This window comes from Modestobacter altitudinis (genome assembly GCF_005930475.1).
Taxonomy (GTDB): Bacteria; Actinomycetota; Actinomycetes; order Mycobacteriales; family Geodermatophilaceae; genus Modestobacter; species Modestobacter altitudinis.
This window is the reverse complement of record NZ_SJEW01000102.1, coordinates 1-13,558: the sequence shown is the minus strand read 5'-3', so window position 1 is coordinate 13,558 and position 13,558 is coordinate 1. Positions and strand designations below refer to the sequence as shown.

Here is a 13,558-nt window from a genome sequence, read left to right as displayed (position 1 = left end):
CCCCCGGAGCGGCTGAGCCCTCGGCCGCCCCGGCGCTGCCCGTGCCCCGGCCCGTGCACGTCGTGCTCGCCGGCGGGGGCACCGCCGGGCACATCGAGCCGATGCTCGCCCTCGCCGACGCGCTCACCCGCCGCACCGCCCCCGGCGGCGGCCCTGCCGTGCAGGTCACCTGCCTGGGCACCGCCCGCGGCCTGGAGACCCGGCTCGTCCCGGCCCGCGGCTACGACCTGCGGCTGATCCCCCCGGTCCCGCTGCCGCGGAAGCCGACCCCTGACCTGCTCCGGGTGCCCGCCCGGGTGTGGCGCGCGGTCGCCGAGACCCGCGCGCTGCTCACCGGGCTCGGCGCCGACGTCCTGGTCGGGTTCGGCGGCTACGTCGCCCTGCCCGCCTACCTGGCCGCGCGCCGCGCCGGGGTGCCGGTCGTCGTGCACGAGGGCAACCCGCTGCCGGGCCTGGCCAACCGGGTCGGCGCCCGGTTGGCCGCCCGGGTGGCGGTCAGCACCCCCGGGACGCCGCTGCACGCCGGTGAGCACGTCGGCATGCCGTTGCGCCCCTCGATCAGCCACCTGGACCGGGCGGGTCTGCGCGCCGAGGCCCGCGCCGCCTTCGGCCTGGACGCCGACCGGCCGACGCTGCTGGTCGTCGGGGGCTCGCAGGGCGCTGCCTCGCTGAACCGGGCCGCGGTCGCCGCCGCGGACGCGCTCACCGCCGCGGGGGTGCAGGTCCTGCACGCCCGCGGTCCGAAGAACACCGACGTCACCGTCCCGGCCCGGCCGGCCGGCGCCGCGCCCTACGTCGTCGTGGACTACCTGGAGCGGATGGACCTGGCCTACGCCGCTGCCGACCTGGCGCTGTGCCGGTCCGGGGCGGTCACCGTCGCCGAGCTCTCCGCGGTGGGGCTGCCGGGGGCCTTCGTCCCGCTGCCCATCGGCAACGGCGAGCAGCGGCTCAACGCCCTCCCGGTGGTCGAGGCCGGGGGAGGGCTGCTGGTGGACGACGCCGAGCTCACCCCGGACTGGGTCACCGAGCGGCTGGTCCCGCTCCTGACCGACCCGGCGGCGCTGGCCGCGCTGGCCGCGAACGCGGCGGCCGCCGGCACGCCCGATGCCGACGAACGACTGGCGGACATGGTCCTCGAGGTGGTCCGCCGATGAGCGCCGCGAACGCGACGGGCGAGCGAGCATCGCAGGGAGCGCCAGCGACCGAGGAGCGGAACGAGTCCGGAGTGGAGCGATGAGCGCCGCGGACGTCGCCGCGTGGAAGGACCCGATCCCCGCGCTGGCCGACCTGGGTGCGGTGCACTTCATCGGCATCGGCGGGGCCGGGATGAGCGGCATCGCCCGGATCATGCTGGCCCGCGGGCTGCGGGTGTCGGGCACCGACCGCCGGGACTCCTCGGCGATGCGCGGGCTCGCCGCGCTCGGCGCCCGGGTCGAGGTCGGCCACGACGCCGCCCACCTCGGCGACGCCGCGACCGTCGTGGTCTCCACCGCGATCCGGGCGGAGAACCCCGAGCTGGTGGCGGCCCGCGAGCGGGGGCTGCGGGTGGTGCCCCGCGCGGTCGCGCTGGCCGCGGTGATGGCCGGGCGGCGCAGCGTCGCGGTGGCCGGCACCCACGGGAAGACCTCGACGACGTCGATGCTCACCGTCGCCGTGCAGGCCTGCGGTGTCGACCCGTCGTTCGCCATCGGCGGCACCCTCAACGAGTCCGGTTCCAACGCCCACGCCGGGCAGGGCGACGTCTTCCTGGCCGAGGCCGACGAGAGCGACCGGTCGTTCCTGCTGCTGGCCCCGCACGGGGCCATCGTCACCAACGTCGAGGCCGACCACCTGGACAACTACGGCGACCTCGCCGCGGTCGAGGAGGCGTTCGACGCCTTCGTGCGCACCGTGGCCGCCGACGGGTTCCTGGTGCTCTGCGCCGACGACCCCGGCGCGGCTCGGCTCACCGAGGTGACGGCCGGCACCTCGGCCCGGCTGCGCACCTACGGCCTGCAGCCCGGGGCCGACCTGCAGCTCCTCGACCTGTCGGTCGGCCCGGACGGCACCCGGTACACCGCCGTCCTCGACGGGCAGTCCCTCGGCGCGGTGCACATCCGGCTGCCCGGGGCGCACATGGCGCTCAACAGCGCCGCGGCGCTGCTGGCCGGCCTCGAGCTGGGGCTCCCCGCGGCCGGCCTGATCGGCGGGCTCGGCCGGTTCGGCGGCGTGCACCGGCGCTTCGAGCTCAAGGGCGTCGCCGCCGGCGTCCGGGTGTACGACGACTACGCCCACCACCCCACCGAGGTCGCCGCGCAGCTGCGGGCGGCCCGGGCGGTCACCGGGTCGGGGCGCCTGCTGGTGCTCTTCCAGCCGCACCTCTACAGCCGGACCGCGCAGTTCGCCGCGGGCTTCGGCGAGGCGCTGGGGCTCGCCGACCAGGTCGTGGTGATGGAGGTGTACGGCGCCCGCGAGGACCCGGTGCCCGGCGTGACCGGCGCCCTGGTCGCCGACGCGGTGCCGTTGCCGGCCGACGCGGTGGCCTTCGAGCCGTCCTGGTCGGCCGCGGCACCGGCGATGGCCGCCCGCGCCCGCCCCGGCGACCTGGTGGTCACCATGGGTGCCGGCGACGTGTCGATGGTCGGCCCCGAGGTGCTGGCCGCGCTGAGCGAGCCGGACGGGGACGGGCCGGAGCGGTGAGCCGCGCCGCGACGACCCGCGACCGCGCCCGGGGCGGACGGCGGGGCGGCGGCACGGGCGGCGATGCGCCGTCCCCGGTCACCCCGCTGCGTCCCCGCCGGCGCCGGTCGCGGCGCCCGGCCCACCCCGGCCGCCGGCTGCTCGTCGCCCTCGGCGCCGCCGTCCTGGTGGTCGGCGTCCTCGCCTGGCTGGTGCTGGCCAGCCCGGTGTTCGCGGTGCGCACGGTCCAGGTCGACGGCGAGGCCCGGCTGTCCGCGGAGCAGGTGGTCCAGGTGGCCGGGATCGCCGAGGGCACGCCGCTGGCCCGGGTCGACACCACGGCGGCGGCCGCCCGGGTCGCCGCGCTCCCGCAGGTCTCCTCGGTGGAGGTCACCCGGGGCTGGCCGAGCACGATGGTCGTCACGCTGGCCGAGCGCGTCCCGGTGGCGGTGGTGACCGACGGGGGCACGCGCCGGCTGGTGGACGCCGACGGCGTGGTCTTCGAGACGATCACCGGCACCCCGCCCGACGGCGTCGTCCCCCTCGAGGTGCCCGACCCCGGCCCGGACGACGCGGCGACCACCGCCGCCCTCGGGGCGCTGACCGCGCTGCCGCCGGACGTGCGCGACGAGGTGACCGGCGTGGCCGCGCAGAGCCCGGACGCCGTGACGCTGACCCTGACCGACGGCCGGTCGGTGCTGTGGGGGAGTGCCGCCCAGACCGACCGGAAGGCCGAGGTGCTCGGGGCGCTGCTCGAGCAGATCGACGCCGGGACGCTCGACCCTGCCGGCACCCTCGACGTCAGCACCCCGGACTCTGTCGTCCTGCGCTGAACGAGGACCCCGCTGCCCCCACGACTCGCACGCTCGCCGCGGGGCCCTGCAGCGGGGACGGAGGGTGCGGGACAGTGTCCCGGTGACCTCCGAGCCGCCGATCAGTCGATTCCCCGTCGTCCCGCTGGCCGACCTGCCGCCGGACCTGCAGGAGCGCTTCACCGAGGTCGCTGACAAGAGCGGTTTCCTGCCCAACGTCTTCGCCGCACTGGCCTGGCGCCCGGACGAGGCGCGGGCCTTCTTCGCGCTGCACGACGCCCTGATGGACAAGGACACGCCGGGGCTCACCCAGGCCGACCGCGAGGTCCTGGTGGTGGCCACCAGCGCGGCCAACGGCTGCCTCTACTGCGTGGTGGCCCACGGCGCGCTGGTCCGGATCCGCGCTCGAGACCGGTACCTGGCCGACCAGGTGGCCGTCGACTGGCGGAAGGCGCCGCTGCCCGCGCGGCTGCGGGCGGTCGTGGAGGTCGGTGTCCGGCTCGCCGTCGACCCGGTGACGGTGACCGCCGAGCAGCAGGACGCGCTGGTCGGACAGGGGCTCACCCAGGACGACGTCTGGGACGTCGGGGCCATCGTCGCGCTGTTCGCGCTGTCCAACCGACTGGTGCACTGGGCCGCCGTGCCGCCCAACCAGGAGTTCTTCCTGCTGGGCCGGGTGCCGCGCCACTGAGCCGGAGCACGCCCCGGACGGTGCTGGACGGATGGCGCGCCGACACGCCCGGGCAGAAAAGAGTCTCGACGTGCGCTGCGTCGCACCGACGGACGTGCCCGCCGACGTCTGCACCCGAGCGTGAGACCGTGGTGTGGCATGTCGTCACGGCTCGTGAGGCGGTCGTGACGGACGGGTCGGCGGGTCCTGGTGCGACACCGCACGGTGGACACGCCGACCCGTGGAGGGTGCTTGCCGCCCGATGGGGGCACACCTAACTTCGTCCTCACATGGACGTAGTTGACATAACTATAAGGCTTAACCTGAGGATGAGGGTCCAGTTGGGGAGCGCAGCATGACACCTCCGCACAACTACCTCGCGGTCATCAAGGTCGTCGGCATCGGCGGCGGCGGGGTGAACGCGGTCAATCGCATGATCGAGGTCGGCCTCAAGGGGGTCGAGTTCATCGCGATCAACACCGACGCACAGGCACTGCTGATGAGCGACGCGGACGTCAAGCTCGACGTCGGCCGTGAGCTCACCCGCGGCCTGGGCGCGGGCGCGCAGCCCGATGTCGGCCGGCAGGCCGCAGAGGACCACCGCGAGGAGATCGAGGAGGTGCTCAAGGGCGCCGACATGGTCTTCGTGACGGCGGGCGAGGGCGGTGGCACCGGCACCGGCGGCGCACCCGTCGTGGCCTCCATCGCGCGGAAGCTCGGCGCCCTGACCATCGGCGTGGTCACCCGTCCGTTCTCCTTCGAGGGGAAGCGGCGGGCGGTCCAGGCCGAGTCGGGCATCGAGGAGCTGCGCAACGAGTGCGACACGCTGATCGTCATCCCGAACGACCGGCTGCTGCAGCTGGGCGACCGGAACGTCAGCGTCATGGACGCCTTCCGGACCGCCGACCAGGTGCTCCTCTCCGGCGTCCAGGGCATCACCGACCTGATCACCACGCCCGGCCTGATCAACCTGGACTTCGCCGACGTCAAGTCGGTCATGTCCGGCGCGGGCTCGGCGCTGATGGGCATCGGCAGCGCTCGCGGTGACAACCGCGCCCTGCTCGCCGCCGAGCAGGCGATCGCCAGCCCGCTGCTGGAGGCCTCGATGGAGGGCGCTCATGGCGTGCTGCTGTCGATCTCCGGCGGCTCGGACCTGGGCCTGTTCGAGATCAACGAGGCCGCCTCGCTGGTCTCCGACGCCGCCCACCCGGACGCCAACATCATCTTCGGGGCCGTCATCGACGACGCCCTCGGCGACGAGGTACGGGTGACGGTCATCGCGGCGGGGTTCGACCAGGGCAAGCCCGGTCAGCGCAAGGACGCCGTGGCGACGACGGTCACCCCAGCCGCTCCGCCGGCCCCGGCGCCGGTCGCCGCACCGGTCGCGCCGACCGCCCCGCGCCCGGCCTTCCCGGCGCAGACCGGGGAGCGGCTCGCCACGCCCGCTCCCACGCCTGCTCCCACGGCGCCTCCCACGGCGGCGTCCCCGGCGGCACCGCGTCCGGGCCAGCCCGGCGTCGCGCCGCAGGGCGGTGGCATCACCGTGCCGCCGCTGCCGCCGATCGCCGGACCGGGGAACGGCAACCGCCGTCCGCTGGCCTCGGAGGACTTCGAGGAGGAGCTCGACATCCCCGAGTTCCTCCGCTCCCAGTGAAAGGGCCCTCTTTCCCCCCACCCCTCGCAGGCTCGGGGCGGGACCCTGAAAGAGGGCCGTTCCAGTGAGTCACGATCCGGCCGCCTCGCCGGTGGTGCGCCCCCGACGGGTGGTCACCGACCGGCGGGGCGGCCGTTCCGCGTCCCCGTACGACTCGTTCAACCTGGGCGGGCACGTCGGCGACGACCCAGCGGACGTCGCCGCGAACCGGGACCGCCTCGCCGGTGAGCTCGGTGTCGCCGGGGACCAGGTGGTCTGGATGACCCAGGTGCACGGCACCGGGGTCGCCATCGTGGAGGACGCCGAGGAGAACCCGGTCGCCGACGTCGACGCGCTGGTGACCGCCACCCCCGGCCTCGTGCTGTGCGTGCTGGTCGCCGACTGCGTCCCGGTGCTGCTGGCCGACCCGGTGGCCGGCGTGGTGGCCGCCGTGCACGCCGGCCGGGAAGGTGTCCGGCGCGGTGTCGTGCCCGCCGCGCTCGCGGCCATGACCCGGCTCGGTGCGCGCCCCGGCGACGTCGAGGCGCTGCTCGGCCCGGCGGTCTGCGGCCTGGACTACGAGGTGCCCGCCGCGATGCAGGCCGAGGTCGCCCGGGTCGCCCCGGCGAGCGCAGTCCGCACCCGGCAGGGCACCCCGGGGCTGGACCTGCGGGCCGGCATCGCCGAGGTGCTGCGCGGGGCCGGCGTCCGGCAGGTCGTGCACGACCCGCGCTGCACGGTGGAGGACCCCCGGCTGTTCAGCCACCGCCGGGACGGCGTCACCGGCCGCCAGGCCGGCGTCGTCTGGCTCGGGTGAGCAGCGACGGCCCCCGGCCCCGTCCCGAGGCTCGCCCCGAGCCTGCGAGGGGTGAGGAGGACGGGGTCCTCCGACTGGCCGAGAACCTGCGTGCGGTCCGCGCGCGGATCGATGCCGCCGCGCGGGCCGCCGGTCGGGACCCGGCCGGCGTCCGGCTGCTCGCCGTCAGCAAGACCTGGCCGGCCGCGGACGTGCGCGCGCTCGCCGGGCTCGGGCAGCTGCACTTCGCGGAGAACCGGGTGCAGGAGCTCAGCAGCAAGGCGGCCGAGCTGGCCGAGCTGCAAGGCCTGCGCTGGCACCTGGTCGGCCAGCTGCAGCGCAACAAGGTCGCCGGCGTGGTCCGGCTGGGTGCGACCGTGCACTCGGTCGACCGGGAGTCGCTGATCGAGGCGTTGGACCGGGCCGCCGCGCGCTCCGAGCGGGCGGTGGACGTCTACGTGCAGGTCGACCTCGGCGGTCCGGAGGGGGAGCTCGGCGGGCGCGGCGGGGCCGCACCCGACGACGTCCCGCGGGTGGCCGACGCCGTTGCGGCGGCCGAGGGGCTGCGGCTGCGCGGCCTCATGGCGGTCGCCCCGCGGGGGGAGGACCCGGCACCGGCGTTCGCCCGGCTCGCCGAGCTCAGCGCGCTCGTCCGCTCCGCCCACCCCACCGCATCGGAGACATCGGCAGGCATGAGCGGCGACCTGGAGGCTGCTGTGACAGCTGGGGCCACCGTGGTGCGTGTCGGTACCGCGTTGTTCGGTGCCCGCGCCCTAGCCTCCGATGGAGCGAGCGTTCCAGGACCCGTGCGCCCGCGTTAGTCACACCAGCACCACTCGCACCACCGGTCGGCCCCACGGGTCGGCCAGCCGTCCGCACCACGAGTCGTCCTGCGACGAGACCAGAGGGAGACGTCCGATGGCCGGAGCCATGCGAAGGATGGGGGTCTACCTGGGCCTCGTCGAGGACGACGACGCCCGGGGGGGCTACGACCGCTACGCCGCGCGGCAGAGCGACCACGAGTACGCCGAGCGCGGGTACGACGACCACGGCTACGACCGGGGCTACGACCGCTACGCCGCCACCGACTACGTCGACGACCCGGCGGCGCCGGACACCGGCGACCGCTACGGCTACGGCAGCGGCTACGGGGCCTCCGGCTACGACACCGACCACCCGGCCGGGGAACGCGCCGAGGAGCGCGTGCCCGAGCCCGAGGTCTCCCTGGGCCGCCGTCCGGCCACCCCGCGGACCCTCGGCCTGGCCGGGAGCCCGGCGGGGAGCACCGCCGCCTCCCGCCTCGGCGGGTTGAGCGCTGCCGGTGGCTCCGGGATCAGCGCCTCCTCCAGCCGCGGCCGGGCCCCCGTCGGGCTGTCCGGTGGGGTCTCCGGCGCTGCCGGCCTGGCCATGAGCGAGCCGGTCGCCGCCGAGCCCGAGCCGGCCCCCGCGCCCACCCCGGCGCCCGAGCCGAAGCCGAAGGGCTACCGGATCACCACGGTGCACCCCGCCTCCTACAACGAGGCGCGCACCATCGGCGAGCGGTTCCGCGACGGCATGCCGGTGATCATGAACCTGACCGACATGGAGCACGCCGACGCGAAGCGACTCGTCGACTTCGCCATCGGCCTCACGTTCGGGCTGCACGGTAGTATCGAGCGGGTCACGGCCAAGGTGTTCCTGCTCAGCCCGCAGGACGTGGACGTGACCGCTGAGGACAAGGCCCGGATCCGCGAGGGCGGCTTCTTCAGTCAGTCCTGACCCGCTGCACTCGTGCGCCCGGCGCGTGGGTGCCCGAACGATCGAGGACCGTGGCTCTTCTCCTGCAGATCGTCTCCTCGGTCCTGCTCGTCTTCCTGATCCTGCTCTTCGCCCGGTTCGTCGTGGACTGGGTGATGGTGCTGGCCCGGAGCTGGCGTCCGCAGGGTCTGGTCGCAGCCGGTCTGGAGGTCGTCTACGCGACGACCGACCCGCCGCTGAAGGCCGTGCGCAAGGTCATCCCACCGCTGAACCTCGGGACGATCCGCCTCGACCTGGGGTTTATGGTGCTCCTGATCGCCGTGATCCTGTTGCGGAGCCTGCTGACCAACCTGGCCTACTCCCTGTGACCTCGCGTTCCCAGCCGGAGCGGGGTGTGGACCCCCAGCGGCTCGCCGCCGGTCCGCGCCTGTCCCCGTTCCTCCCGTCCGACCTGAGGTGAGCCGCATGCCACTGACTCCCGCCGACGTGCACAACGTCGTCTTCAAGAAGCCGCCGATCGGCAAGCGCGGCTACGACGAGGACGAGGTCGACGCCTTCCTCGACGTCGTCGAGGCCGAGCTGGCCCGCCTGATCGAGGAGAACAACGACCTGCGGGCCTCCGGTGGTCAGGGCTCCGCCCCCCGCGAGGAGCGCCCCGAGTCCGCGCCGATGACGGTCGCGGCGCCGCCGCCCCCGCCGGCGCAGGTGACGCCGCCGGCCGTCCGCGAGGACGAGGCCATCCGCGCCTCCCGCATGCTGGCCCTGGCCACCGAGACGGCCGAGCGGCACGTCAACGAGGCCAAGGCCCAGGCCGACCAGATGGTCGGCAGCGCCAAGAGCACCAGCGACCGGATGATGTCCGAGGCGCGGGCCAAGAGCGAGCAGATGGTCACCGAGGCGAAGACCCGCGCCGACTCGATGCTGGGCGACGCCCGCACCCGGGCCGACACGATGGAGCGCGAGGCACGCGCCAAGGCGACGGCGCTGGCCCAGGACGCCGAGCGCAAGCACGCCGAGGCGATGGGCTCGCTCGAGGAGAAGCGCGCGAGCCTGGACCGCAAGGTCGAGGAGCTGCGCACCTTCGAGCGCGAGTACCGCACCCGGCTGCGTTCCTACCTCGAGTCGCACCTGCGCGACCTCGACAGCCGCGGCTCGGCCGAGCCCGCCACGAACACCCGGCAGAACCAGCACGTCAGCGCCTGAAGCGGCGCACCGAGCCCCTCCGGACCACAGGTCCGGAGGGGCTCGGTCGTCTCCGCCCCGTCCTCGGTCGGCCCGAGGGTGACGGCGGGCCGGGCGGTGGCGCGCGCCGCTAGCATCCGGCTGTGATCCTGGCCGCGGCGCTGCTGCTCCTGGTCGCCGTCGGACTCCTCGTCGGCGGACTGGTCCAGGGGTCGTCGACCCTGCAGTGGGGGTCCTTCGCGGCGAGCGCGCTGGCTGCCCTGCTGCTCGTGGTGAACGAGGTCCGGCAGCGGCGGGCGGAACGGCAGCTCAGCCGGGCCGACGGCGGGGGCGCGCACCGGGGCGCAGCGTTCACCGCCGGCCCGCCTCCGCCGGCCCCTCGGCACGACCCGGCAGCCGGGACCGACCACGGGGAGCCCCTGCGGCGGGTGTCACCGCCCCCGGTGCCGCCGAGCTCGCCGAGCCTCCCGCGGGTCGCCGGCCCGCCCAGCGGCTCGGGCCTCGGGGACCTCGCCGGCCCGGCCGGCGGCCCGCAGTCGGACGGCGCGGGACTGCGGGCGCCGCTGGGCCCGCGCAGCGCCGAGGGGCCGGCGGTCCCGGTGCCGGGTGAACCTCCGGTCGAGGCTGTCGAGTTCACCGACCAGCTGATGGTCCTCGACCTGACCGACGAGGTCCTGGTGGTCGACGAGCACCCCCGGTACCACCTGCCGCGGTGCCCGCACGTGTCCGGCCTGGAGACCATCCCGCTGCCGCTGACCGAGGCCCGCGCCGACGGCTTCACCCCGTGCGCCACCTGCGCACCCGACCACCACCTGGCCCAACGCGAACGGGCCCGCCGCACCTGAGCGGACCCCGGTGCCCCCACGCCTCGCGAGCTCGGCGCGGGCCCCGGCACCGGGGCCGTCTCAGGAGGCCTTGGCGATCCAGACGCGGGAGCCGGCGGGGCCCTCGATGCCGTCCCCGGCACCGGCCTCGGCGGCGTGCACCGTGGTCGCCAGCACCTCACCGGCCAGCGCCTCGGCGTGCTCGGTGAGCGCCTGGGCGACCGCACCGTCCCCGGTCCACCACAGCTCGATCCGGTCGCTGACCGCCAGTCCGGTGGACTTGCGGGCGTCCTGCACCAGCCGGACGACCTCCCGGACCAGGCCGGCCCGCTCCAGCTCCGGGGTCAGGGTCAGGTCCAGCGCGACGGTGAGCCCGGCGGCCGAGGCCACCGTCCAGCCCTCGCGGGGGGTCTCGGTGACCACCAGGTCGCCCTCCTGCAGCGGCACCGGGGCGCCGTCGACCGGCACGGTCGCCGAGCCGGCCCGGTAGGCGGCGACCAGCTCGACGGGGTCTGCCGCCGCGACTGCCGCCGCCACCGCCTGCACCTGCTTGCCGAGCCGCCGGCCGACCGCGCGGAAGTCGACCTTCACCGACACGTCGACCAGTGAGCCCTCGACCGCGGACAGCTCGGTGAGCTCGGCGACGTTGAGCTCGTCGGCCACCTCGGCGACCAGGTCCCGGGGGAGCTGCGACCAGCCGTTGGCCGCGACCAGCGCGCGGGCCAGCGGCTGGCGGGTGCGGGCCTTGGCCGCGGTGCGGGCCGAGCGGCCCAGCTCCACCAGCCGGCGGACCAGCGCCACCTGCTCCACCAGGGCGTCGTCGCGGGCCTCGTCGTCCACCGTCGGCCAGCTGGCCAGGTGCACCGAGTCGGCGGCGCCTGCCGCCCCCGGGAGGACGGCGGTCTGCCAGACCCGCTCGGTGACGAACGGGGTGAACGGCGCCATCAGCCGGGTGAGCCCGTCGAGGACCTCGTGCAGCGTGCCCAGCGCGGCCGGGTCGCCGTCCCAGAAGCGTCGCCGGCTGCGCCGGACGTACCAGTTGGACAGGTCGTCGACGAAGCCGGCGATCAGCCGGCCGGCCGTCTGGGTGTCGAAGTCCTCCAGCGCGTCGGTGACCCCGGCGGTGACCGAGGCCAGCTCGGCCAGCGCCCAGCGGTCCAGCAGCGGCCGCTCCGCCCGTGGCGGGGTGGGCGTGGTCGCCGGGTCCCAGCCGTTGGTCTCGGCGTAGAGGGTGAAGAAGCTGGCGGTGTTCCAGTAGGTCAGCAGCACCTTGCGGACGACCTCGGACAGCGTCTCGTGGCCGACCCGGCGGGCCGACCAGGGCGAGCCGCCGGCCAGCATGAACCAGCGGACGGCGTCGGCGCCGTGCCGGTCCATCAGCGGCATCGGCTCGAGGATGTTGCCCAGGTGCTTGCTCATCTTCCGGCCGTCCTCGGCCAGGATGTGGCCCAGGCACAGCACGTTCTCGTAGGAGCTCCTGCCGAACACCAGCGTGCCGACCGCCATGAGCGTGTAGAACCAGCCGCGGGTCTGGTCGATCGCCTCGGCGATGAACTGGGCCGGGTAGGAGGCCTCGAACTCCGCCTTGTTCCGGTGCGGGGCGCCCCACTGGGCGAAGGGCATCGAGCCGGAGTCGTACCAGGCGTCGATCACCTGGCGGACCCGCCGGTAGGTGCCCTCCTCGCCGGGCACGGTGAAGGTGACGTCGTCGATGAAGGGCCGGTGCGGGTCGAGGTCGGCGAGGTCGCGGCCGGTCAGCTCGGACAGCTCGGCCAGCGAGCCGACGGCGACCATCCGGGTCGGGTCGGCGTCGTTGCGCCAGATGGGCAGCGGGGTGCCCCAGTACCGGTCCCGGGACAGCGCCCAGTCGACGTTGTTGTTCAGCCAGTCGCCGTACCGGCCCCACTGGATGTTCTCCGGGTGCCAGTGCGTCTGCTCGTTCTGCGCCAGCAGCTGGTCCTTGACCTGGCTGGTGCGGATGTACCAGGACGGCTGCGCGTAGTACATCAGCGGCGTGTGGCACCGCCAGCAGTGCGGGTAGCTGTGCTCGTAGCGCAGCTCGCGGTAGAGCACGCCCCGGTCCTGCAGGTCCTGCACCAGCGTCGGGTCGGCGGCCTTGAAGAAGTGACCGCCGACCAGCGGCACGTCGGCGAGGAAGTGCCCCGACGGGTCGATCGGGTTGACCACCGGCAGGCCGTAGGCCCGGCCGACGGCGAAGTCGTCGGCGCCGAACGCGGGGGACTGGTGCACCAGCCCGGTGCCGTCCTCGGTGGTGACGTACTCGGCCAGCACGACGTAGTGGGTGTCGACGTCGTCCGGGAAGTCGACCAGCTCGAAGGGTCGCTGGTAGTGCACGCGCTCCCAGTCGCGGCCCGGGGCGCGGGCCAGCACCTCGGCGTCCTCACCGAGCGCGGCGGTCAGCAGCGGCTCGGCGACGACGAAGGTCCCCTGGTCGTTGCGGGCCACCACGTAGGTCACGTCGGGGTGCACGGCGACGGCGGTGTTGCTGGGCAGCGTCCAGGGCGTCGTGGTCCAGATCAGCAGGTCGGCCCGGCCGGCCCACTCGCCGCTGGTGACCGGCAGCCGGACGTAGACCGACGGGTCGGTCAGCGTCTCGTAGCCCTGGGCGACCTCGTGGTCGGACAGGCCGGTGCCGCAGCGCGGGCAGTACGGCGCCACCCGGTGGTCCTCGACCAGCAGGCCCGAGTCGAAGACCTGCTTGAGCGACCACCAGACGCTCTCGATGTAGGACGGGTCCATCGTCCAGTAGGCGGTCGACATGTCGACCCAGTAGCCCATCCGGTGGGTGAGCTCGGTGAACGAGTCGACGTGCCGCTCGACCGACTCCCGGCACCGGGCGTTGAACTCGGCGATGCCGTAGCGCTCGATGTCGGGCTTGCCGGCGAAGCCGAGCTCCTGCTCGACGGCGATCTCCACCGGCAGGCCGTGGCAGTCCCAGCCGGCCCTGCGGGGCACGTGCCAGCCCTGCATGGTCTTGAACCGGGGGAAGACGTCCTTGAACGCGCGGGCCTCGATGTGGTGCGTGCCGGGCCGGCCGTTGGCGGTGGGCGGGCCCTCGTAGAAGACCCACTGCGGCTTGTCGGCGGAGCCCTCCAGCGACCGGGCGAAGACCTTGTCGGCCTCCCACTGCTCGAGGACCTCGTGCTCGAGGGCGGGCAGGTCGACCTGCGGGGGGAGGGCCGAGAAGGGCCCGGAAGCTGCACTCACGTCCACATGGTCCCACCC

The 13,558-nt window shown here is 74.9% G+C and carries 12 protein-coding genes; 11 read left to right on the top strand and 1 reads right to left on the bottom strand.

Features of this window, described 5'->3' with window-relative positions:
- From murG to FHL79_RS23355, 11 genes are all read left to right on the top strand, one after another.
- A partial coding sequence (murG, locus tag FHL79_RS23405; protein WP_439331140.1) for an undecaprenyldiphospho-muramoylpentapeptide beta-N-acetylglucosaminyltransferase occupies nt 1-1,154 on the top strand: 1,154 nt, incomplete at its 5' end.
- 79 nt (nt 1,155-1,233) lie between these two features.
- Nucleotides 1,234-2,679, top strand: coding sequence for a UDP-N-acetylmuramate--L-alanine ligase (murC, locus tag FHL79_RS23400; protein WP_138760962.1), 1,446 nt, complete (start codon nt 1,234-1,236; stop codon nt 2,677-2,679).
- Nucleotides 2,676-3,491 carry a cell division protein FtsQ/DivIB gene (locus tag FHL79_RS23395; protein ID WP_138760961.1) on the top strand — a complete coding sequence of 272 codons (816 nt, stop codon included), beginning with the start codon at nt 2,676-2,678 and terminating at the stop codon, nt 3,489-3,491. Before murC ends, FHL79_RS23395 begins: the two co-directional genes overlap by 4 nt.
- A gap of 82 nt (nt 3,492-3,573) precedes the next feature.
- A complete protein-coding gene (locus FHL79_RS23390) occupies nt 3,574-4,161 on the top strand; it encodes a peroxidase-related enzyme (protein ID WP_246081157.1) in 588 nt (195 codons plus the stop codon).
- A 334-nt stretch (nt 4,162-4,495) separates the two neighbouring features.
- Nucleotides 4,496-5,794: a cell division protein FtsZ gene (gene ftsZ / locus FHL79_RS23385; protein WP_138760959.1), complete on the top strand. Its 1,299-nt coding sequence runs from the start codon at nt 4,496-4,498 to the stop codon at nt 5,792-5,794.
- Between the two features lie 64 nt (nt 5,795-5,858).
- A complete protein-coding gene (gene pgeF, locus FHL79_RS23380) occupies nt 5,859-6,590 on the top strand; it encodes a peptidoglycan editing factor PgeF (RefSeq protein ID WP_138760958.1) in 732 nt (243 codons plus the stop codon).
- Nucleotides 6,587-7,390: a YggS family pyridoxal phosphate-dependent enzyme gene (locus FHL79_RS23375; protein ID WP_218938581.1), complete on the top strand. Its 804-nt coding sequence runs from the start codon at nt 6,587-6,589 to the stop codon at nt 7,388-7,390. The genes pgeF and FHL79_RS23375 overlap by 4 nt, the downstream gene beginning before the upstream one ends.
- Before the next feature lie 97 nt (nt 7,391-7,487).
- Entirely contained in the window at nt 7,488-8,327 is an 840-nt protein-coding gene (locus tag FHL79_RS26280; protein ID WP_138760957.1) for a cell division protein SepF, read from the top strand.
- A 50-nt stretch (nt 8,328-8,377) separates the two neighbouring features.
- The gene (locus tag FHL79_RS23365) at nt 8,378-8,674 is read left to right on the top strand and encodes a YggT family protein (RefSeq protein WP_138760956.1); all 297 of its coding nucleotides are present in this window, start codon (nt 8,378-8,380) and stop codon (nt 8,672-8,674) included.
- A 97-nt stretch (nt 8,675-8,771) separates the two neighbouring features.
- Nucleotides 8,772-9,509 carry a DivIVA-like cell division protein Wag31 gene (gene wag31 / locus FHL79_RS23360; protein WP_138760955.1) on the top strand — a complete coding sequence of 246 codons (738 nt, stop codon included), beginning with the start codon at nt 8,772-8,774 and terminating at the stop codon, nt 9,507-9,509.
- 122 nt (nt 9,510-9,631) lie between these two features.
- Nucleotides 9,632-10,333 (top strand): hypothetical protein, encoded by a 702-nt coding sequence (locus tag FHL79_RS23355; protein WP_138760954.1) that lies wholly within the window; start codon nt 9,632-9,634, stop codon nt 10,331-10,333.
- Nucleotides 10,334-10,393: 60 nt separating this feature from the next.
- Here the strand turns inward: FHL79_RS23355 and ileS are convergent, their stop codons facing one another.
- The gene (gene ileS, locus FHL79_RS23350; RefSeq protein WP_138760953.1) at nt 10,394-13,540 is read right to left on the bottom strand and encodes an isoleucine--tRNA ligase; all 3,147 of its coding nucleotides are present in this window, start codon (nt 13,538-13,540) and stop codon (nt 10,394-10,396) included.
- Nucleotides 13,541-13,558: the final 18 nt, after the last annotated feature.